The following is a 20962-nucleotide window of genomic DNA, read 5'->3' on the forward strand; positions in this document are numbered from 1 at the left end:
TGGGTAGGGGAGCGTCCTGCATCCGTGGAAGCGCCGGAGTGATCCAGGTGTGGAGGGTGTGGGAGTGAGAATGCAGGCATGAGTAGCGAAAGAAGAGTGAGAAACTCTTCCGCCGGATGACCAAGGGTTCCTGGGCCAGGCTAATCCGCCCAGGGTGAGTCGGGACCTAAGGCGAGGCCGACAGGCGTAGTCGATGGACAACGGGTTGATATTCCCGTACCCGTGTTCGTAGCGTCCATGCTGAATCACATGTACTAACCATCCAAAACCACCGAGAAGACCTTCGGGTCTCGAGTGTGGGGCTGCATGGGACCTTGTGTGGTAGTAGGCAAGCGATGGGGTGACGCAGGAAGGTAGTGGGGCCAGTCAGTGGTTGTACTGGTGTAAGCCTGTAGGGCGAGACATAGGCAAATCCGTGTCTCATACGAGCCTGAGAGGTGATGCGTAGCCGTTTGAGGCGAATTCCATGATCCTATGCTGCCGAGAAAAGCCTCTAGCGAGTTGGAACACGGCCCGTACCCCAAACCAACACAGGTGGTCAGGTAGAGAATACTAAGGCGATCGAGAGAACTGTGGTTAAGGAACTCGGCAAAATGCCCCCGTAACTTCGGGAGAAGGGGGACCACTGCTGGTGACCCATGTACGTGGTGAGCTGGTGGTGGTCGCAGAGACCAGAGAGAAGCGACTGTTTACTAAAAACACAGGTCCGTGCGAAGTCGTAAGACGATGTATACGGACTGACGCCTGCCCGGTGCTGGAAGGTTAAGAGGACCGGTTAATCACTTCGGTGGTGAAGCTGAGAATTTAAGCCCCAGTAAACGGCGGTGGTAACTATAACCATCCTAAGGTAGCGAAATTCCTTGTCGGGTAAGTTCCGACCTGCACGAATGGCGTAACGACTTCTCTGCTGTCTCAACCACAGACTCGGCGAAATTGCAGTACGAGTAAAGATGCTCGTTACGCGCGGCAGGACGAAAAGACCCCGGGACCTTCACTATAGCTTGGTATTGGTGTTCGGTTCGGTTTGTGTAGGATAGGTGGGAGACTGTGAAACCCGCACGCCAGTGTGGGTGGAGTCGTTGTTGAAATACCACTCTGATCGTATTGGATACCTCAACCTCGGACCATGATCTGGTTCAGGGACAGTGCCTGGTGGGTAGTTTAACTGGGGCGGTTGCCTCCCAAAATGTAACGGAGGCGCCCAAAGGTTCCCTCAGCCTGGTTGGCAATCAGGTGTTGAGTGCAAGTGCACAAGGGAGCTTGACTGTGAGACGGACATGTCGAGCAGGGACGAAAGTCGGGACTAGTGATCCGGCACCGGCATGTGGAAGCGGTGTCGCTCAACGGATAAAAGGTACCCCGGGGATAACAGGCTGATCTTCCCCAAGAGTCCATATCGACGGGATGGTTTGGCACCTCGATGTCGGCTCGTCGCATCCTGGGGCTGGAGTAGGTCCCAAGGGTTGGGCTGTTCGCCCATTAAAGCGGCACGCGAGCTGGGTTTAGAACGTCGTGAGACAGTTCGGTCTCTATCCGCCGCGCGCGTAAGAAACTTGAGGAAACCTGTCCCTAGTACGAGAGGACCGGGACGGACGAACCTCTGGTGTGCCAGTTGTTCCACCAGGAGCACCGCTGGTTAGCTACGTTCGGAAGGGATAACCGCTGAAAGCATCTAAGCGGGAAGCCTGTTCCAAGATGAGGTTTCTCACCACCTTTGCGTGGTTAAGGCCCCCCACAGACCATGGGGTTGATAGGCCAGAACTGGAAGCCCAGTAATGGGTGCAGGTGACTGGTACTAATCGGCCGAGGACTTACAACAACAACAATCTATAAGGCGTGTTTCGCATCCACTGTGCAATATCTGAAACAACACACACGACGTGGTTGATAAACAAACCCGTGTGGTTTCACAGAGTTACGGCGGCCATAGCGGAGGGGAAACGCCCGGCCCCATTCCGAACCCGGAAGCTAAGCCCTCCAGCGCCGATGGTACTGCACCCTAACCAGTGTGGGAGAGTAGGACACCGCCGAACACAACATCCCACGATGCCCCCGCCTCACGGCGGGGGCATCGTGCTTTCTCGACCATTTCGCGTCGCGATTCACAGCCCGAGAGCCAGCAGGACGCCCCAGCCGGCGACCGATTGCGCGTCGACGATCCGACCGCCGACGATGCCGTCGAGGATCTCCTGCCTCGACCACCACGCCCACGTCATGTCGCCTTCGGTGACGTCCCGGGACTCGGCTCCGTCGGACAGATTCTCCGCGAGGACGATCGTCGTGCGCTGGGACGTGAAGCCCGGTGCGACGTCCAGGACGGCGAGGACACGGGTGGAGCCGGCCTCGAGCCCGGTCTCTTCCCGCAGTTCGCGACGTCCGGTCGCACGGGCGTCGGCGTCGTCGATATCGGCGGTGCCGGCGGGGAACTCCCACCGACGCGCGCCCAGCGGATACCGGTACTGCTCGACGAGACAGAAGCGCTCCTCGTTGTCGATGACCTGCCGAGCGATCACGACGACTCCCGGGGCGCGGTGGACGACCCCGTAGATGCCCTCGCTCCCGTCCCCCCGCCGCACGACGTCCTCGGTGACCGTCATCCACGCGTTCCGATACGTCTCTCGGCCGCGCACGCGTTGGACGTCGGCCGGGCGGGTGTCGCGTCGGGGTGCGGGTGTCACGCCACTAGGGTGACATCCGTGCGCTTGGTGATCGCGGAATGTCAGGTCGACTACGTGGGACGCCTGACGGCTCACCTGCCCCGGGCGAAACGGTTGCTGCTCATCAAGAACGACGGCTCGGTCAGCGTGCACGCCGACGATCGCGCCTACAAGCCGTTGAACTGGATGAGCCCGCCGTGTCGCCTCGTGGAGCATCCCGCTCCCGAGGACAGTGACGCGCACGCCCTGTGGGTCGTGACGAACAAGGCCGGCGAGGAGCTCCGCATCCTGCTCGGGGAGGTCGAGCACGACTCCGCCCATGACCTGGGCATCGATCCCGGACTGGTGAAGGACGGAGTCGAGGCCCATCTGCAGGAGCTGCTCGCCGAGCACGTCGAGACGTTCGGCCCCGGCTACACCCTCGTCCGCCGCGAGTACATGACAGCGATCGGTCCGGTCGACCTGCTCTGTCGGGACCCTGCCGGCGGCACGGTGGCGGTGGAGGTGAAGCGACGGGGGGAGATCGACGGCGTCGAACAACTGACCCGGTACCTCGAGCTGCTCAACCGGGACACGACCCTCGCCCCGGTGCAGGGGGTCTTCGCGGCGCAGATCATCAAGCCGCAGGCGCGCACGCTCGCCGAGGACCGTGGCATCCGCTGTGTGACCGTCGACTACGACGCCCTCCGGGGCATCGAGAGCACCGAGTTCCGGTTGTTCTAGGCATGCCCCGTCGCAACCGTCGCCCGAGCGTCGCCCCCCGAGGGCTCTCGGGCGGCATGGCACGGACCGAGCGTGGCCCCGACGGTCTCGACCGTGATCACCACGTCCGCACGATCACCGGGGACCGCGCGACGAAGCCCTACCGGTGTCCGGGCTGCAACCAGGTGATCACCCCGGGCACGGCCCACATCGTGGCGTGGCCCACCGACGACCGTGACGGCGACGACCGTCGGCACTGGCACACCGGGTGCTGGCGGGGACGGACGGCGCGGACCGGCTACCGCCGCTGAGGCCGTTCAGGACCGCGTGATCTGGGCGTCCTCCGACAGCCCCTTGTTCAGGAGGTCGGTGCTGTCCAGTTCGACGAGGTCCTCCTCGCCGTCGAGTTCGGCGAGCAGGCGGGGGAGTTCGTCGAGCTGCGAGCGCACCTCGGAGAGCTGCGCGAGCATGCGGCTGCGGAGCTGACGAGCGCTCTGGACGAGCTCGGCCGACCGCGTGACCCGCTCGGTCGCGAGGGAGTGCGAGCGTGCGAGGAGCCGGTCGGACTCGGCGCGGGCGTTGTCGATGAGCTCGCGTGCCGTCGCCTCCGACGACAGCTCCAACTCCTTGACCGCCTGTACCGCCTTGTCGCGGCGGGCGGCCATCGTGACGTCGAAGTCCTCCTGGGTCCGCTCGCGGTCCCGGCGGGCCTGCGCGTCGAGTTCCTCGGCCTCGGCGCGCGCGTTCGCGACGATCCGCTCGGCCTCCTTCTTCGCCGCGGCCATCGTCGACGCGTGCTCGGATTCCATGGCCGCGGTGCGCTCGGCGATGAACGTGGCGTTCTCGTCGTGGGCGGTGCGGGCGTCGGCCTCGAGCCGGGCCGCCTCGCCCCGCAGTCGCTGCGACTCGACCTTCGCCGCGGCCAGCTGCGCGTTGGCCTCCTCCGAGGCGTCCTCCCGCAGCTGCGCCGCCTCCTGGCGGGCGACGGACAGGATCTCGGCGGCCTCGGACTGGGCGTTGGCGCGCATCTCCGAGGCCTCGTCGGCCGCTAGCTGGAGCATCCGGGAGATGCGGTCGCTCATGCCCTGTGCGGTGGTCACCGGCACCGACAGCGAGTCGACCTCGCGACGGAGCTGCTCGATCTCGTCGCGCGCGTCGTCGAGGTGCTCGGCGAGCTCGCGGGCGTTGGCGGCCGCGGCATCACGGTCGGCGGCGATGACCCGCAACTCCGCGTCGGACCGGGCGAAGAACTCCGCCACCTGGTCGCGGTCGTACCCGCGCATGGCGATGGCGAACGGGAGTCCGTGCGATGAGCCCTGATCGTGTTCCGGCATGTCGCGTAGCTTACTTGGCCCGTCCGAGGCCGCGGCGGGTCCGCCGCGCGGCGATCAGTGCACGTCGGCGGGCGGTTCCACCAGCTCGAGCAGCACGCCACCCGCGTCCTTCGGGTGCACGAAATTGATGCGCGAACCCGCGGTGCCGCGGCGCGGCTCGGGGTACAGGACGCGCAGGCCCTTCGCGGTGAGCCGCGCGACGACCTCGTCGACGTCGGTCACCCGCACGGCCAGTTGCTGCAGCCCCGGGCCGTTGCGGTCGAGGAACTTCGCGATCGTCGACGACTCGTCGAGCGGGGCGAGCAACTGGATCTGGGCCGCGCGGGTCGCTCCGGCGTCGGCCGGGCCGACCATCGCCTCGACGACTCCCTGCTCGTCGTTCGTCTCCTGGTGCAGACAGACGAACCCGAGGGTGTCGGCGTACCACGCCTTCGCGGCGTCGAGGTCGGCGACGGCGATGCCGACGTGATCGATCGCGGTCACCAGATCGCCGAGGTCGGCGGTCGCGACGGAGGCGGGAGTGGATGCACTGGTCGACATGCTGTGACGGTATCCTAAGCACCGAGCGATCGCTCGGGCCGGGCTGAGCCCGCGGCCCGGTCACGCCGTCGCGCACCACACGCCGAACCAGAACGAAGAGGTCCCCCATGTCGTCGGTCATCGTCGCCGGAGCCCGCACACCCGTCGGTCGCCTCATGGGCGCATTCAAGGACACCAGCGCCGTCGACCTCGGTGCCACCGCCATCCGCGGTGCCCTCGACAAGGCGGGCGTCCCGGCGTCGGCGGTCGAGTACGTGATAATGGGGCAGGTCCTCACCGCGGGGGTCGGCCAGATGCCCGCCCGTCAGACCGCCATCAAGGCCGGGATCGGATGGGACGTCGCGGCCCTGACGATCAACAAGATGTGCCTGTCGGGGATCGACGCGATCGCACTGGCCGACCAGCTCATCCGTGCCGGCGAGTTCGACTGCATCGTCGCCGGGGGCCAGGAGTCGATGTCGCAGGCACCGCACCTGCTGCCCGGCAGCCGGGGCGGGTTCAAGTACGGCAACACCGAGTTGGTCGACCACATGGCCTTCGACGGTCTGTTCGACCCGTTCACCGACCAGCCGATGGGCGCGCTGACCGAACAGACCAACGACGTCATCACCTTCACCCGCGAGCAGCAGGACGAGTTCGCCGCGCGGTCCCACCAGCGCGCGGCCGCGGCGTGGAAGAACGGCGTCTTCGCCGACGAGGTCGTCCCGGTCAGCATCCCGCAGCGCAAGGGCGACCCCGTCGAGGTGACCGAGGACGAGGGCATCCGCGCGGACACCACCACCGACTCCCTCTCGCGTCTGCGTCCCGCGTTCCGCAAGGACGGCACCATCACCGCGGGCAACTCGTCGCAGATCTCCGACGGCGCCGCCGCGGTGGTCGTGATGAGCAAGGAGAAGGCGACCGAACTGGGCCTGAGCTGGCTCGCCGAGATCGGCGCGCACGGCGTCGTCGCCGGCCCCGACTCTTCCCTGCAGGCACAGCCGGCCAACGCCATCGAGAAGGCGTGCGCCCGCGCCGGCATCACGCCGTCCGACCTCGATCTCGTGGAGATCAACGAGGCCTTCGCCGCGGTCGGCCTGGCCTCCACCCAGCAGCTCGGCATCGACCCCGAGAAGGTCAACGTCAACGGCGGTGCCATCGCCATCGGCCACCCGATCGGCATCTCGGGCGCACGCATCGCCCTGCACCTGGCCCTGGAGCTGCAGCGCCGCGGGGGCGGCACCGGCGCGGCCGCGCTGTGCGGCGCCGGCGGACAGGGCGACGCCCTGATCCTCACGGTCCCCGCGCAGTCCTGACGTCCACGCCGTGACCTCTACTACCTGTAGTAGTAGGGGCGCGGTGCGTCGGGCACAATGGTCCCCATGAGTTCCGTCCTGGACCCCCGCATCGTCGCCCGCGTGTTCCGTGTCGTGGCGATCCTCGAGGCCATCTCCTGGTTGGCCCTGCTGATCGCGATGTACTTCAAGTGGGTCGAGGGCCACACCGAGGCCGTCGCGGTGCCGGGCATGGTCCACGGGATCGTCTTCGTCGTCTTCGTGGTCGTGTCGATCGTGACCGCGCGGGTGCTGCGCTGGACGGTGCCGACCACCCTGTGGGCGCTGTTCTCCAGCATCCCGCCGTTCGGCACCCTGGTCTTCGAGATCTGGGCGCAGCGCACCGGCCGCCTCGAGCGCGACGGTGACCGCGGTGCCGTTGCCAACCGCGCCGCATCCGTGTGACCGTTACCGGGTGATCGTCGCCTTCAGCCTCGCCCCGTCCGGAGGATCCGCGGTCGCCGACGACGGCAGCATGAGCGCCGCCGTCGCCGAGGCGGTGCGCGTGGTCCGCGCCTCCGGGGTCACGCATCAGACGACGGCGATGTTCACCTACCTCGAGGGCGACTGGGACGAGGTGATGGCCGTCGTCAAGGACGCGACCGACGCCGTGCTCGCGATCGCACCCCGGGTCTCGCTCGTCCTCAAGGCCGACATCCGACCCGGTCACGAGGACCAGTTGACCGCGAAGGTCCGCCGGGTCGACGAGCACCTGGCGTGACCGTGCCGGCGGGCGGCCGGTCGGAGGCGGGCGCGGCGGCCTCGCCGTCGATCCCGTGGGCGTCGCGTCGCCGCGCGGTGTCCACCGTCTTCTTCGTCAACGGGCTGCTGGCCGCGATGTGGGTCGCGCACATCCCCGTCATCTCCGACGCCACCGGTGTCGACCACGGCACGCTCGGAGCGTTGTTGCTGCTGCTCGGCGGATGCGCGTTCCTCGGGATGCAGGTGTGCGGTCCGATCATCGACCGTCACGGGTCGCGAGCCGTCATCCTCGTCGCGGCGGCGACTCTCGCCGTGGCCGCACTGCTGCCGGTCCTCGCGTCCACCACCTGGCAGTTGGCACTCGCGCTCGCGCTGTTCGGTCTCGCGAACGGCTCGATCGACGTGGGCATGAACGCCCACGCCGTCGTCGTCGAGCAGGACCGGGGACGCCCCGTCATGTCGTCGTTCCACGGTTTCTTCTCGCTCGGCGGACTCGTCGGGTCCGGGATCGTGGCCGTCGGACTGTTCCTCGGCGTCCCCGTCGTCCTCACGGTGGCGGTGGTCGCCGTCGGATCGGTCGTGGGCGTCGCCGTCATCCGCCCGTCGTTGACGCGCGGGCGGCACCGGACCGACGACGCGGGACGCGACCACGAGGCCGGGTCGCGCTTCCCGGCCGGGATCCGGGGACGGATCGTCCTCATGGCCGCGGTGGCGTTCGCGCTGATGCTCGCCGAGGGGACCGCCTACGACTGGAGTGCGCTGCACACGACCGAGCGCTTCGGCGTCGGTGACGGCGTGGGGGCGCTGGCGTTCGGGGCGTTCAGCGCGACGATGCTCGTCGGACGGTTCCTCGCCGACCGCGTCACGGCCCGGTTCGGGGCGGTCGCCGTGGTGCGCGGCGGTGCTGCGACCGCGGCGCTGGGGATGGCCGTCGTGATCGCGGCGCCCGCGCCGGCCGTCGGGATCCTCGGGTGGGCGGTGTTCGGTATCGGCGTGGCCGGCGGCGTCCCGCAGCTGTTCACCGCGGCCGGGAACGTGACCGCCCAGCCCAGTGGCCGGGTGATCTCGACGGTGGTCGGGTGCGGCTACCTGGGGATGCTCGCCGGGCCGGCGGTCGTCGGGTTCGTCAGCCGCGCGACCACATTGGGCACCGCGCTGTGGGTCGCGGTGGCCGCGATGGCGTTCGGCTGCGTGGCCGCGGGTGTGGTGCGCGCGGGCGGTGGTCGCGGTGCCCGGCGGCGTGGAGACACACCGGCGGTCCGTGCCAGACTGGACGCGTGAGCCGACCTCAGAACCGCGCGCAGGCAGGCGCGCTCGCCCGGGCCGCGGCCATGTCCGGGGCCGTCGACCTCTCCGGTCTCAAGGAACGCGCCGACGCCGAACGCTCGCGCGCCGCGGCGCCACCACGGACCCCCGCCGCCCCCGCGGGACAGGAGACGTCCGCCCCCGGCGCGGTCCCGCCGATCGTCGAGATCACCGAGGCGACGTTCGAGTCCGAGGTCATCGCCCGGTCCGACCAGGTGCTCGTCCTCGTCGACCTGTGGGCGACGTGGTGCGGACCCTGCAAGCAGCTCTCGCCGATCCTCGAGCGACTCGCCCAGCAGGCCGACGGCAGGTGGATCCTCGCGACCGTCGACGTCGACGCCAACCCGCGCATCGCGCAGGCGTTCGGCGTCCAGTCGATCCCGACCGTCGTCGCCATCGCCGCGGGCCAGCCCGTGTCGGCGTTCCAGGGCGTGCAGCCCGAGGCGCAGATCTCGGCGTGGATCGACGAGATCCTGGGCAAGGTGGGGGACCGCCTGACCGGTCTCCCGTCGACGGGTGAGGCGCCGGTGGAGGAACCCGGGGACCCGAGGATGGAGGCGGCCGGCGCGCTCCTCGACGAGGGTGACTTCGACGGTGCGCTCGAGGCCTATCGTGCGCTCGCGCAGGAGGATCCGTCGAACCTCGAGGCTGCCTCGGCCGCGCGCAACATCGAGTTCGTCGTCCGGGCGCGAGCCCACGACCCCGCCGTGGTCGACTCCGCGGCCCCGGGTGACGTCGACGCCGCGCTGGCCGCGGCCGACGTGCTGCTGCTGAACCAGCAGCCCGAGGACGCCTTCGACCGGATCATCGACGTCGTCCGGGTGACCTCGGGCGACGACCGCGCGCGGGCACGCGAACGCCTGCTGTCGTTGTTCGAGCTCTTCGACCCGGCCGAGACGTTCGTCGTCGCGGCACGCCGCAAGCTCGCCAGCGCGCTGTTCTGACCCGTCTGGGTGTCGTCAGACCTCCGGGACGAACCAGACCGCACCGTTGGCGGGCAACGTCATCCGTGCCGAGGCGGGACGTCCGTGCCACGACTCGTCGGCGGCGGTGACGGACCCGAGGTTGCCCTCTCCCGACCCGCTGTAGTGCGGGGAGTCGGTGTTGAGGATCTCGCGCCACACGCCCGCCTGTGGCAGGCCGATGCGGTAGTCGGTGCGGGTGGTCCCGGAGAAGTTGTAGACCGCGGCCAGGACGCTGCCGTCGCTGCCGAACCGCAGGAAGCTGATGACGTTGCCGGCGGTGTCGTTCGCGTCGATCCACGAGTAGCCGTTGGGCGTCGTGTCCTGGCTGTAGAGGGCGGGGGTGGCCCGGTAGACCGCGTTGAGATCGGCGACGAGCGCGGCGATGCCGGCGTGCAGCTCGCCCTCCCACCCCGAACGCTGATCCCAGTCGAGCGAGCGCGACTCCGACCACTCGCCGCTCTGTCCGAAGTCCTGGCCCATGAACAACAGCTGCTTGCCGGGGTGTGCCCACATGTAGGCCAACGCGACCCGGACGCCGGCGGCCTTGGTGCGGGAGTCGCCGGGCATCCGTGACCACAGCGTGCCCTTGCCGTGCACGACCTCGTCGTGACTGATGGGCAGGATGAAGTTCTCGCTCCAGGCGTACATCAGCGAGAACGTGATCTCGTGGTGGTGATGGCTGCGGTGCACCTGGTCCCGGCCGAGGTAGCCGAGGGTGTCGTGCATCCAGCCCATGTTCCACTTCATCGTGAAACCCAGTCCGCCGAGCGTGGTGTCGCGGGTGACGCCGGGCCACGACGTCGACTCCTCGGCGGCGGTGACGACGCCGGGGAACGTCTTGTGGACGGTGGCGTTCATCTCCTGCAGGAACTGGACCGCCTCGAGGTTCTCGCGGCCGCCGTGGACGTTCGGCGTCCAGCCGCCGTCGGGTCGGGAGTAGTCGAGGTAGAGCATCGACGCGACGGCGTCGACGCGCAGCCCGTCGATGTGGAACTGGTCGAACCAGTAGAGCGCGTTCGCGACGAGGAAGTTGCGGACCTCGTTGCGGCCGAAGTCGAAGACGTAGGTGCCCCAGTCGAGTTGCTCACCGCGCCGGGGGTCGGCGTGCTCGTAGAGCGGGCTGCCGTCGAACCGGGCCAGTGCCCATTCGTCCTTGGGGAAGTGGGCGGGCACCCAGTCGACGATGACGCCGATCCCGCGGGCGTGCAGCGTGTCGACGAAGGCCCGGAAGTCGTCGGGCGTACCGAATCTCGACGTCGGCGCGTAGTACGACGTGACCTGGTAGCCCCACGATCCACCGAAGGGGTGCTCGGCGACGGGCAGCAGCTCGACGTGCGTGTAGCCCATCTGCTCGACGTAGTCGCCGAGTTCGACGGCGAGCTGTCGGTAGTCGAGCCCCGTCCGCCACGACCCGAGGTGCACCTCGTAGACGCTCATCGGTTCGTCGGTCGGGACGAGCCCGGCCCGACGGGCGATCCAGTCGTCGTCGGCCCAGGCGTGCGTGGTGTCGTCGACGACCGACGCGGTCGCCGGGGGGACCTCGGTGCGCCGGGCCATCGGGTCGGCCTTTTCCCGCCACGCGCCGTCGCGGCCGGTGACGCGGAACTTGTACCGGGTGCCCACACCGACGTCGGGGACGAACACCTCCCAGACACCGCTCGACCCGAGTGACCGCATCGGCGTCGAGCGGCCCCGCCACCCGTCGAACGACCCGATCACGGTGACCCCGATGGCGTCGGGTGCCCACACCGAGAACGACGTCCCGGTGACCGTGCCGTCGGGGGTGTCGTAGCTGCGCAGGTGCGCGCCCAGGATGTCCCACAGGCGTTCGTGGCGTCCCTCGGCGAACAGGTGCAGGTCGAGTTCGCCGAGCGTCGGCAGGAAGCGGTAGCCGTCGGCGACGACGTACTCGGTCGTGGTGCCGTCCGGCCCGGGGTAGACGACGCGGTAGCGGTAGTCGATCAGGTCCACGATGTCGACGAGGCCGACGAAGACTCCGTCGGCCTGGTGCTCGAGCGGGTGGTCGACGCCACCGATCACCGCGGTCACCGACAGCGCGTCGGGCCGGATGGTCCGCAGGACGGTGCCCCCCGCGACGGGGTGCGCGCCGAGGACGGCGTGCGGGTCGTGGTGGGTGCCCGTCGCGAGGCGGTGCACGTCCGACCCGGGAACCCGTGGATCGGGGCGGTCCGTGCTGTCGGTCGTGGTCACCCCTGCACCTCCTCGGACGGCAGTCGGTACGACAGCCGGGTCGCTGTCGCGGCGTCGACGGGCGGCAGCGCGACGATGTGCGCGACCGCGCGCCACGGCTCCAGCCGGACGTAGTTCGCCTGGCCCCAGTGGAAGTGTTCGCCGGTGACCTCGTCGACACCGGAGAACCGGTCGTTCCAGTCCTGACCGATGGCCGGCATGTCCAGCCAGAGCGTGGACTCCTCGGCCCCGAACGGGTTGAGGTTCACGACGACCACGACGCGGTCGCCGGTCATCGGGTCGATCTTGGAGTAGGCGATGATCGCGTCGTTGTCGACGTGGTGGAACGTGATGTTCCGCAGCTGCTGCAGCGCGGGATGGCGACGCCGGATCAGGTTCAGCGCGGTCAACCAGGGCTCGAGCGACTCACCGCGCGACGACGCGGCCTTGAAGTCGCGGGGACGGAGCTCGTACTTCTCGGAGTCGAGGTACTCCTCGCTGCCCTCGCGCACCGGCTGCGACTCGTAGAGCTCGTAGCCCGAGTAGACGCCCCAGGTCGGCGACATCGTCGCGGCGAGTGCGGCGCGCAGTGCGAACATGCCCGGTCCGCCGGTCTGCAGGCTCGCGTGCAGGATGTCGGGGGTGTTGACGAAGAGGTTGGGACGTCCCTCGTCGGCGTGGTCGGCGATCTCCCGACCGAACTCGGTGAGCTCCCACTTGGCCGTCCGCCAGGTGAAGTAGGTGTAGCTCTGGGTGAACCCGAGCTTGGCGAGACCGTAGAGGCGCGCCGGGCGGGTGAACGCCTCGGAGAGGAACAGCACGTCGCGGTCGCGCTTCTTGACCTCGGCAATGAGCCACTCCCAGAAGTCCGGCGGCTTGGTGTGCGGGTTGTCGACCCGGAAGACCTTGACCCCCACCGACACCCAGTGCAGGACGACGGCGAGGACCGCGCGGTAGATGCCGGCACGGTCGTTGTCGAAGTTCAGCGGATAGATGTCCTGGTACTTCTTCGGCGGGTTCTCCGCGTAGGCGATGGTGCCGTCGGGCAGGACGGTGAACCACTCCGGGTGCTCACGCGCCCACGGGTGATCGGGTGCGCACTGCAGGGCGAGGTCGATCGCGACCTCCATGTCCAGTTCCCGTGCGCGCGAGAGGAACCAGCGGAAGTCCTCCAGGGTGCCCAGCTCGGGGTGGATCGCGTCGTGGCCGCCCTCGTCGGACCCGATGGCCCACGGCGACCCGGGGTCCGTCGGACCCGGCGTGAGCGTGTTGTTCGGACCCTTGCGGTTGACCTTCCCGATCGGGTGGATCGGCGGGAGGTAGACCACGTCGAAGCCCATGTCGGCGATGCGCGGCAGGTCGGCCGCGGCGGTCAGGAACGTGCCGTGGACGGGTCGGCCCTCGTCGTCCCAGCCGCCGGTCGAGCGGGGGAACATCTCGTACCAGGACCCGAAGAGTGCGCGGGGACGGTCGACCCAGACGCGGTGGGCGCGGCTCTTGGTGACGAGGTCGCGGACGGGGTGCGCACGCAGGACCGCCGCGACCTCGGGCGACAGCGCCGGCCGCACGCGGATGGCGAGGTCGCGGTCCTCGCGCAGCGCGGCGGCCGCGTCGTCGAGCAGTCGTCGGTCCGACGGGGGCACGCCGTCCGCGGCGCGGGTCAGCAGTCGCGCCCCGATCTCGAGGTCGTTGGCGAGCTCGGCGGCGTCCTGCCCGGCGTCGAGCTTCGTGGTGACCGCGTGGTGCCAGGTCGCGTACGGGTCGCTCCACGCGTCGATGCGGAACGTCCAGTAGCCGACGCCGGTCGGGACGAAACCCGCGTTGTACGTGTCGGGTTCGTGGGCACGCACCATCGGGGTCTCGATCGCCGACGCTCGACCGGGGCCGTCGACGTGCAGGGTCGCGGCGACGGCGTCGTGGCCCTCGCGCCAGACCGTCGCGCTCACCGGGACGAACTCGCCGACAACGGCTTTCGCGGCGAACTGCCCGCAGGTGATCACCGGGGCGACGTCGTCGATGCCGATTCGTCCGATCACGCGGGCGACCGCCTCTCTGCCGTCGAGGGGGTGCGGGGACCCGCACCTGCTCTGGAGACAACCGTAGGGGATCGGCGGGGTGAGTGGGGACGCCCGGGCCGGCGGGCTCGGGCGACGGTGTCAGACGGTGGAGCGGTCGCCGAGGCGGGACAGGGCTGCGCGCACGACGGCCGGGTCGGTGGTCTGCCAGTACGGCGGCAGCGAGGCGCGCAGGAACCCTCCGTAGCGCGCGGTGGCCAGGCGCGGGTCGAGCACCGCGATCACCCCGCGATCGCCGGTGCTGCGCAGCAGTCGACCGGTGCCCTGGGCGAGCAGCAGCGCGGCGTGGTGGGCGGCCACGGACAGGAAGCCGTTGCCGCCGCGCGCCGCGACGGCGCTCTGCCGGGCCACCAGCAGCGGGTCGTCGGGTCGGGGGAAGGGGATGCGGTCGATGAGCACGAGCGACAGCGACGGCCCGGGCACGTCCACGCCCTGCCACAGCGACAACGTGCCGAACAGGCAGGCGGCCTCGTCCTCGGCGAAGCGGGACACGAGCTGTCCGGTCGGCGCGTCGCCCTGGCACAGCACCGGCAGGGAGACCCGCTCGCGGACCGCGGCGGCCGCGTCCTTCGCGCCACGGGTGGAGGAGAACAGTCCCAGGGTGCGTCCGCCGGCGGCCTCGATGAGCGCGACCATCTCGTCGAGCGTCGCCGACGACATGCCCGACCGTCCGGGCGGGTCGAGGTGGGTCGCCACGTAGAGGATCCCCGACCGCGCGTGGTCGAACGGCGACCCGACGTCGAGTCCGGTCCAGCGGACCGACGCGCCGTCCGACGGGACGGCCCTGCCCGACGCGGTGAGGTCCGACAGCGCGTACACCGACTCGTCGGTACCGGCGGGGCCCGCCGATGCCGCCTGCGGAGGGACCGTCTCGACGGTGCTGCGGCCGGCCACCGGCAGTCCCCACGTCGCGGCGAGCGCGTCGAAGTTCCCGCCGATCGTGAGCGTGGCCGACGTCAGCACCACGGTCGCGTCGGCGAACAGCGACGAGCGGAGCAGCCCGCCGACAGACAGGGGAGCCACCCGCAGGACGCGCCGCCGGTCGTCCTTCGTGCTGTCCTCGTCGACCCAGACGACGTCGCGTCGCCGCGACTCGTCGGGGTCGTCGAAGGCTCCGAGGATGCGGACGGCCGTGTCATGGGCCTCGTCGAGGCCGGTGATCGCGGCCGAGCGCGCTGCAGCCGCGGTCGAGTCGGTGCCGGCCTGCGGGGGCCCGATCGCCGACCGGGCGCGCCAGAGCCGGTCGCGCACGGCGGCGAACACCGCGGCCGCGCCGTCGGGCAGCCTCGTCCAACGGCCGGGCGTGACCTCGTCGAGCAGGCGCTCGAGCAGCTCGCCCGCGCCGGCGACGTCGTCGGCGATCTCGTCGTCGACGAGCTTCCCGCAGCGGCGGGCGAGCATCCCGAGCGTCGCGGGGGCCATCTCGGCGGTCGCGACGGACGTGATCCGGTCGACCAGTTCGTGCGCCTCGTCGACCACCACCACGTCGTGCTCGGGCAGGACGTTGAAGCCGCTGATGGCGTCGATGGCGAGCATCGCGTGGTTGGTCACCACGACGTCGGCGTGGCCCGCCCGCCCCCGGGCCTTCTCGGCGAAGCAGTCGGCGCCGTACGTGCACGACGAGGCGCCGAGGCACTCGCGGGCCGACACGCTGACCTGCCGCCACGAGCGGTCGATGACCGCGGTCGGCAGGTCGTCCCGGTCGCCGGTCTCGGTGTCGCTCACCCACTCGCGCAGGCGGACGACCTCGCGACCGACGCGCGAGGAGGTGAACGGGTCGAACAGCTCGCCGGTCTCCTCCTGCGCCTCACCGGAGTGGATCTTGTTCAGACACACGTAGTTGGCGCGTCCCTTGAGGATCGCGAACACCGGTTCACGACCGAGGGGCTTCGTCAGGGCCTTCGCCAGCCGGGGGAGGTCGCGGTCGACGAGTTGGCGCTGCAGGGCGATCGTCGCGGTCGAGACCACCACCGTCGACCCGGACTCGACCGCGTGGCGGATCGCCGGGACGAGGTAGGCCAGGGACTTGCCGGTGCCGGTGCCCGCCTGCACCGCGAGGTGTTCGCCGGTGTCGATGGCGTTCGCCACCGCCGTCGCCATCGCGAGCTGGCCGTCGCGGCGGGTGCCGCCGAGCGCGGTGACGGCGTCGGCGAGGAGTTCGCCGACGCCCGGGATCGCGCTCACGGGAGGACGAAACGGGTCGGGACGGCCGGGTCGCCCGACGACAGACCGAGGCCCTCCCAGGGGAGACTGACGAGGGCGTCGGCGAGGTGCGCGCGTCCCTCTTCCAGGGTGGGCAGGTCGGCGACCGGCTCGCCGTCGCGGACCAGAGGGATCTGCAGCGGGCGGGCCGACAGCCCCGGGGTCGACGGTGGTTCGGCGTCGGCGGAGTAGACGATCTCCTCGACGATCGTTCCGGTGTCGCGAGCGGTGCGGACCGCCGCCTTCCGACCGCCCCGGGACTCCTTGTGGCTGGCGCGCTTGGCCACCCCGATGCCGTCGACCTCGACGAGCTTGTAGACCATCCCCGCCGTCGGTGCGCCGCTGCCGGTGACGAGCTGGGTGCCCACGCCGTAGGCGTCGACCGGCTCGGCCCGCAGCGCGGCGATCCCGTACTCGTCGAGGTCGCCGGAGACGACGATCCGTGTCGAGGTCGCGCCGAGGTCGTCGAGTTGGGCGCGGACCTGCCGTGCCAGCACACCGAGATCACCGCTGTCGATCCGGACACCGCCGAGACCCGTGCCCGCGACCTCGACCGCGGTGGCGACGCCGCGGGTGATGTCGTAGGTGTCGACGAGCAGTGTCGTGCCGACACCGAGCGCGTCGACCTGGGCGGCGAACGCCGCGCGCTCGTCGGGACCGTCGGGACCGGTGTGGGCGAGGGTGAACGAGTGTGCGCTGGTGCCCGCGCCGGGGACGCCGTACCGACGCGTCGCCTCCAGGTTGGAGGTCGACGCCATCCCCGCGAGGTACGCGGCCCGAGCCGACGCGACCGCAGCCGACTCGTGGGTCCGGCGCGACCCCATCTCGATGATGGGGCGTCCGGCGGCCGCGCTGACCATGCGCGCGGCGGCCGACGCGACCGCGCTGTCGTGGTTGAGGATCGACAGGACGAGCGTCTCCAACACGACCGCCTCGGCGAACGTGCCGCGGACGGTGAGCACCGGGGAGCCCGGGAAGAAGAGTTCCCCCTCGCGGTACCCGTCGATCGAGCCCGAGAAGCGGTAGTCGCCGAGCCAGGTGAGGGTGTCCGGCTCGAGGAACTCCTTGAGCGCGGCGAGCCGGTCGGCGTCGAACCGGAACCCCGCGAGGGCCTCCACCAGCCGACCGGTGCCCGCGACGACGCCGTACCGACGCCCGTCGGGCAGGCGCCGGGCGAACACCTCGAAGGTGCAGGGGCGCTGTGCCGTGCCGTCCCGCAGGGCCGCCGAGACCATCGTCAGCTCGTACCGGTCGGTGAACAGAGCCGTGTTGTCGATGCTCACCATCACCTACCCTTGTGGCCATGCGCGGACGGACGTCGATCGCAGACGCACGCACCGACCGACCCCGTGGGGCTCGCCCCCGGCGGTGGTGGTCGGGTGCCGTCGCGGTCGACGGTCGGCACGAATCTACCCCGGGCGGTGCGGCGGTCGCCGACCCCGACACGGCCGACGCGGACACCTCCGACGACCGCCCCTGGGTGACGATCGTCTGGGACGACCCGGTGAACCTGATGCGCTACGTCACCTACGTGTTCCAGAAGCTGTTCGGTTACTCGGAGACCAAGGCCGCGGAGCTGATGATGCAGGTGCACACCGAGGGCAAGGCCGTGGTGTCCAGCGGTGACCGCGACAAGGTGGAGATCGACGTGCGCAAGCTGCACGCGGCCGGCCTGTGGGCGACGATGCAGCGCGACGGCTGAACGGTGCAGAACTGGAAACGGCGCGGTCGCGGGGACTCGCTGCGCATCACGAGCCGCCTCGACGCCCACGAGAGCGAGCTCATCGCCTCGCTGGTCTCGTCGATGACCGAGTTGCTCGACGAGCGCGCCTCGACCGCCCCCGACGACGAGCTCGCCGCCATGACCGGGATCGCCGTCGGACACTCGTCGGCCCCGCAGGACGCCACGCTCGGCCGCCTCCTGCCGGACTTCCACCGGCCCGACCAGGACCGCCACCTCGCCGCCGACGCCGTCACCGGCGACCTCAACGGCGCACTGCGCAGCGTCCACGAACCCCACATCATCGAGGCCAAGTCGCGCGCGCTGCGCACCGTCCTCGACACGCTGCCCCAGGGCGGCGGCGACGTGACGCTGTCGCGGGCGCAGGCCGAGGAGTGGATGGCCGCGATCAACGACGTCCGGTTGGCGCTCGGCGCGATGCTGGGCGTCACCGAGACCACCCCCGACCACCTGCCGCCCGACGACCCGCAGGCGGCTCACCTCGACGTCTATCACTGGCTGACCGTCGTGCAGGAGTTGCTCGTCGTCGCGGTGATGGGCGCGCGGTGAGACCGACGTGCCGGTGAGCGGGATCGGGTCGATCACCGACGTGGCCGGCATCCGGGTCGGCCACGCACACCGTGTCGACGACGACGCCACCGTCGCCACCCCCGAGGCACCCGGGTCGGGATGGGCCACCGGCGTGACCGTGGTGACGCTGCCGGCGGGGTCGGTCGCCGCCGTCGACGTCCGCGGCGGCGGACCCGGGACGCGGGAGACCGACCTGCTGGACCCGGTCAACTCGGTGCAGACCGCCCACGCGATCGTGCTGACCGGTGGCAGCGCGTACGGACTGGCCGCCGCCGACGGCGTCATGGCGGGCCTCGAGGAGGCCGGCGTCGGCCTCCGCATGGACGACCGTGGGGGCGTGGTGCCCATCGTGCCGGGGGCGGTCGTGTTCGACCTGCCCGTCGGTGGGTGGCGCAACCGTCCCGATGCCGCGATGGGGGCCGCCGCGCTCGCCGCGGCGGGCACGGCCGTCGGGCGGGGTTCCGTCGGCGCGGGGACCGGTGCCCGCGCCGGGGTGCTCAAGGGCGGGGTCGGCACCGCGTCCACCACGGTCGATCTCGGCGACGGCGTCGCGGTGACGGTCGCGGCGATCATGGTGGCCAACCCCGTCGGCGACGTCGTCGACCCGGGGATGGGTCTGCCGTGGGACGCCTCGGCCGACGAGATGGCGGTGCACGGGCTGACGGCTCCCTCCGCGGCGCAGATCGCCGCGCTGGGCGAGCTGCGGGAGAAGGCGACCGTCCTCAACACCACCATCGGCGTCGTCGCGACCGACGCCCGTCTCGACCCCGCGGCCACCCGCCGCGTCGCCATGGCCGCCCACGACGGGATGGCCCACGCGATCCGGCCCGCGCACTCGCCCCTCGACGGCGACACCGTCTTCGCCGTCGCCACCGGCGCCGTCGAGCCCCCGGCGCACCCCGACGTCCCGGACGGGATGCACCCGGCGGTGCCGTCCATCGCGCGGATCGGCGCCGCGGCGGCGGTCGTGACGCGGCGAGCGATCGTGGATGCGGTCTTGTCGGCGACGGGCGTCGCCGGGATCCCCGCCCACCGCGACATCCTCGCCCCGGCGTCGCACGGCTGACCCGCCGTCACCGGCGGGGCCGGACCGTCGTGCTCGGTATCCTCGGGTGACCCGACACGAGGAGTGCAGGCCATGGTGTCCACCGGTGCGCCGCAGGGCGCCGTCCCACCGCTCGGCGGGGGTGCGGGCCCCCGGGTCGGCCCCGGCCGCGAGCCGCGCCGCGTGCTGTGGATCCGCTCGGCCGTGGTCATCGCACTGGTGATCGGGGTGCTCTACCTCGTCGAGGCGTTCGACGCGGCGTCGAGCAACCGTCTCGACGACGACGGGATCCACCCCCGCGACGCCGACCGGTGGTGGGGCGTCCTCACCTCGCCGTTCCTGCATGCCGGGTTCGACCACCTCACCTCCAATGCCGTCCCCGCCGCGGTCCTCGGCTTCCTGCTCCTGCTCGCCCGGCGGTTCGTCGTCACCACGCTGGTCGTGTGGGCGTTCTCGGGGATCGGGGTGTTCCTGTTCGGTCCCGGCAACTCGGTGACCATCGGCGCGTCCGGGATCATCTTCGGCTGGCTCGCCTTCCTGCTGGTGCGGGGACTGTTCAACCGCTCGCCCGCGCAGATCGGGATCGGCGTGCTGCTGCTCCTCGTCTACGGCTCCGTGCTGTGGGGGGTGATCCCGGGGCAGCCGCAGATCTCGTGGCAGGCGCACCTGTTCGGCGCGATTGGGGGAGTGGTCGCCGCATGGGCGCTGGCCGGGCGTGATCGTCGACGCCGCGCCACGACGCCGACACCCGTCGTCGAGCCCCGGCGGTGACCGGCGACCCGCGCCAGGACGCACCGATCGGCATCTTCGACTCCGGTGTCGGCGGGCTGACCGTCGCGCGGGCGATCGTCGACCAACTGCCCGACGAGGACATCGTCTATGTCGGCGACACGGCCAACGGCCCCTACGGCCCACTGCGCATCCCGGAGATCCGACGCCATGCACTGGCCGTCGGCGACGATCTCGTCGAGCGCGGCGTCAAGGTGATGGTGATCGCGTGCAACACGGCGTCGTCGGCGTGCCTGCGCGACGCCCGTGAGCGGTATCCGGTGCCGGTGGTCGAGGTGATCCTGCCCGCGGTACGACGTGCGGTCGCGACCACGCGCACCGGCCGGATCGGCGTCATCGGCACGGCCGCGACGATCGCCTCGCGCGCCTACGACGACGCGTTCGCCGCCGCCCGCGGCGTCGAGCTCACCACGGTCGCGTGCCCCCGCTTCGTCGACTTCGTCGAACGCGGCATCACCTCGGGTCGCCAGATCCTGGGCCTGGCACAGGGATATCTCGAACCCCTGCAGCAGGCCCGCGTCGACACCGTCGTCCTGGGCTGCACGCACTACCCCCTCCTGTCCGGGGTCATCCAGCTCGCGATGGGTGACGAGGTGACGCTCGTGTCGAGCGCCGAGGAGACCGCCAAGGACGTGCTGCGCGTGCTCACCGAACAGGACGCCCTGCGGCCGCACGACGGCCGGCCGGCGCGGCGCGACTTCACCGCCACCGGCGACCCCGACTCCTTCGCACGCCTCGCCGCCCGCTTCCTCGGGCCGGCTCTCGGCGCCGTGCACGCGGTGTGAGATCACGACGGGACATCGGACGCCGCGAGGCTCGTCGCTGTGGTCGT

General features: G+C 70.5%; 19 protein-coding genes and 2 rRNA genes. 14 read left to right on the plus strand and 7 right to left on the minus strand.

The window, feature by feature from the left end:
• Both LX12_RS00005 and rrf read left to right on the plus strand, forming a co-directional pair.
• Positions 1-1820 (plus strand): 23S ribosomal RNA (locus LX12_RS00005); the annotation flags it as partial.
• Positions 1821-1916: 96 nt separating this feature from the next.
• Positions 1917-2033: ribosomal RNA gene (gene rrf / locus LX12_RS00010) — 5S ribosomal RNA — on the plus strand.
• Between the two features lie 69 nt (positions 2034-2102).
• Here the strand turns inward: rrf and LX12_RS00015 are convergent.
• Positions 2103-2678: an NUDIX domain-containing protein gene (locus LX12_RS00015; RefSeq protein WP_253652477.1), complete on the minus strand. Its 576-nt coding sequence runs from the start codon at positions 2676-2678 to the stop codon at positions 2103-2105.
• A gap of 18 nt (positions 2679-2696) precedes the next feature.
• Between LX12_RS00015 and nucS the strand changes: the two genes are divergently transcribed.
• Positions 2697-3380 carry an endonuclease NucS gene (gene nucS / locus LX12_RS00020; protein WP_253652478.1) on the plus strand — a complete coding sequence of 228 codons (684 nt, stop codon included), beginning with the start codon at positions 2697-2699 and terminating at the stop codon, positions 3378-3380.
• Positions 3381-3382: 2 nt separating this feature from the next.
• Positions 3383-3670 carry an Rv1322 family protein gene (locus LX12_RS00025; RefSeq protein ID WP_372504881.1) on the plus strand — a complete coding sequence of 96 codons (288 nt, stop codon included), beginning with the start codon at positions 3383-3385 and terminating at the stop codon, positions 3668-3670.
• A 6-nt stretch (positions 3671-3676) separates the two neighbouring features.
• On the opposite strand, the gene LX12_RS00030 is transcribed toward LX12_RS00025, so the two are convergent.
• Together LX12_RS00030 and mce are read right to left on the minus strand one after the other, a co-directional pair.
• Complete coding sequence (locus LX12_RS00030) at positions 3677-4693, minus strand: hypothetical protein (protein WP_253652480.1); 1017 nt, start codon at positions 4691-4693, stop codon at positions 3677-3679.
• A 54-nt stretch (positions 4694-4747) separates the two neighbouring features.
• Positions 4748-5233, minus strand: a complete 486-nt coding sequence (gene mce, locus LX12_RS00035; RefSeq protein WP_253652481.1) for a methylmalonyl-CoA epimerase — start codon at positions 5231-5233, stop codon at positions 4748-4750.
• Between the two features lie 107 nt (positions 5234-5340).
• Between mce and LX12_RS00040 the strand changes: the two genes are divergently transcribed.
• Genes LX12_RS00040 through LX12_RS00060 form a run of 5 tightly spaced genes read left to right on the plus strand, consistent with a single transcriptional unit; the run spans position 5341 to position 9497 of the window.
• Positions 5341-6528: an acetyl-CoA C-acetyltransferase gene (locus tag LX12_RS00040; protein WP_253652482.1), complete on the plus strand. Its 1188-nt coding sequence runs from the start codon at positions 5341-5343 to the stop codon at positions 6526-6528.
• 57 nt (positions 6529-6585) lie between these two features.
• A complete protein-coding gene (locus LX12_RS00045; protein WP_372504882.1) occupies positions 6586-6951 on the plus strand; it encodes a DUF3817 domain-containing protein in 366 nt (121 codons plus the stop codon).
• Between the two features lie 10 nt (positions 6952-6961).
• Positions 6962-7267: an MTH1187 family thiamine-binding protein gene (locus LX12_RS00050; RefSeq protein ID WP_253652484.1), complete on the plus strand. Its 306-nt coding sequence runs from the start codon at positions 6962-6964 to the stop codon at positions 7265-7267.
• Positions 7264-8529: an MFS transporter gene (locus LX12_RS00055; protein WP_253652485.1), complete on the plus strand. Its 1266-nt coding sequence runs from the start codon at positions 7264-7266 to the stop codon at positions 8527-8529. The genes LX12_RS00050 and LX12_RS00055 overlap by 4 nt, the downstream gene beginning before the upstream one ends.
• A 50-nt stretch (positions 8530-8579) precedes the next feature.
• Positions 8580-9497: a tetratricopeptide repeat protein gene (locus tag LX12_RS00060; protein WP_253653106.1), complete on the plus strand. Its 918-nt coding sequence runs from the start codon at positions 8580-8582 to the stop codon at positions 9495-9497.
• A gap of 15 nt (positions 9498-9512) precedes the next feature.
• On the opposite strand, the gene glgB is transcribed toward LX12_RS00060, so the two are convergent.
• The 4 genes from glgB to LX12_RS00080 form a co-directional block, all read right to left on the minus strand.
• Positions 9513-11729, minus strand: coding sequence for a 1,4-alpha-glucan branching protein GlgB (glgB, locus tag LX12_RS00065; RefSeq protein ID WP_253652486.1), 2217 nt, complete (start codon positions 11727-11729; stop codon positions 9513-9515).
• Positions 11726-13744: an alpha-1,4-glucan--maltose-1-phosphate maltosyltransferase gene (locus LX12_RS00070; protein ID WP_253652487.1), complete on the minus strand. Its 2019-nt coding sequence runs from the start codon at positions 13742-13744 to the stop codon at positions 11726-11728. Before LX12_RS00070 ends, glgB begins: the two co-directional genes overlap by 4 nt.
• A 120-nt stretch (positions 13745-13864) precedes the next feature.
• Positions 13865-15967, minus strand: coding sequence for an ATP-dependent DNA helicase (locus LX12_RS00075; RefSeq protein WP_253652488.1), 2103 nt, complete (start codon positions 15965-15967; stop codon positions 13865-13867).
• Positions 15964-17268: a nicotinate phosphoribosyltransferase gene (locus tag LX12_RS00080; protein ID WP_253653107.1), complete on the minus strand. Its 1305-nt coding sequence runs from the start codon at positions 17266-17268 to the stop codon at positions 15964-15966. The genes LX12_RS00075 and LX12_RS00080 overlap by 4 nt, the downstream gene beginning before the upstream one ends.
• Before the next feature lie 38 nt (positions 17269-17306).
• Between LX12_RS00080 and clpS the strand changes: the two genes are divergently transcribed.
• The 5 genes from clpS (at position 17307) to murI (ending at position 20915) form a co-directional block, all read left to right on the plus strand.
• A complete protein-coding gene (gene clpS / locus LX12_RS00085; RefSeq protein ID WP_253653108.1) occupies positions 17307-17687 on the plus strand; it encodes an ATP-dependent Clp protease adapter ClpS in 381 nt (126 codons plus the stop codon).
• A gap of 3 nt (positions 17688-17690) precedes the next feature.
• Positions 17691-18275, plus strand: a complete 585-nt coding sequence (gene aosR, locus LX12_RS00090; RefSeq protein WP_253652489.1) for an oxidative stress transcriptional regulator AosR — start codon at positions 17691-17693, stop codon at positions 18273-18275.
• 13 nt (positions 18276-18288) lie between these two features.
• Positions 18289-19362, plus strand: a complete 1074-nt coding sequence (locus tag LX12_RS00095) for a P1 family peptidase (protein ID WP_372504883.1) — start codon at positions 18289-18291, stop codon at positions 19360-19362.
• Between the two features lie 72 nt (positions 19363-19434).
• Positions 19435-20112 carry a rhomboid family intramembrane serine protease gene (locus tag LX12_RS00100; RefSeq protein ID WP_372504884.1) on the plus strand — a complete coding sequence of 226 codons (678 nt, stop codon included), beginning with the start codon at positions 19435-19437 and terminating at the stop codon, positions 20110-20112.
• The gene (gene murI, locus LX12_RS00105) at positions 20109-20915 is read left to right on the plus strand and encodes a glutamate racemase (protein ID WP_253652491.1); all 807 of its coding nucleotides are present in this window, start codon (positions 20109-20111) and stop codon (positions 20913-20915) included. The genes LX12_RS00100 and murI overlap by 4 nt, the downstream gene beginning before the upstream one ends.
• Positions 20916-20962 lie beyond the last annotated feature (47 nt).

Origin of the sequence: Williamsia serinedens, assembly GCF_024171725.1 — a bacterium.
Classification (GTDB): domain Bacteria; phylum Actinomycetota; class Actinomycetes; order Mycobacteriales; family Mycobacteriaceae; genus Williamsia_A; species Williamsia_A serinedens.

Excerpts from the sequence above, each read along its gene's own strand:
- LX12_RS00025 (WP_372504881.1), top strand. The coding sequence starts at position 3,383 with ATGCCCCGTCGCAACCGTCGCCCGAGCGTCGCCCCCCGAGGGCTCTCG.
- LX12_RS00030 (WP_253652480.1), bottom strand. The coding sequence starts at position 4,693 with ATGCCGGAACACGATCAGGGCTCATCGCACGGACTCCCGTTCGCCATC.
- mce (WP_253652481.1), bottom strand. The coding sequence starts at position 5,233 with ATGTCGACCAGTGCATCCACTCCCGCCTCCGTCGCGACCGCCGACCTC.
- LX12_RS00040 (WP_253652482.1), top strand. The coding sequence starts at position 5,341 with ATGTCGTCGGTCATCGTCGCCGGAGCCCGCACACCCGTCGGTCGCCTC.
- LX12_RS00045 (WP_372504882.1), top strand. The coding sequence starts at position 6,586 with ATGGTCCCCATGAGTTCCGTCCTGGACCCCCGCATCGTCGCCCGCGTG.
- LX12_RS00060 (WP_253653106.1), top strand. The coding sequence starts at position 8,580 with ATGTCCGGGGCCGTCGACCTCTCCGGTCTCAAGGAACGCGCCGACGCC.
- LX12_RS00100 (WP_372504884.1), top strand. The coding sequence starts at position 19,435 with ATGGTGTCCACCGGTGCGCCGCAGGGCGCCGTCCCACCGCTCGGCGGG.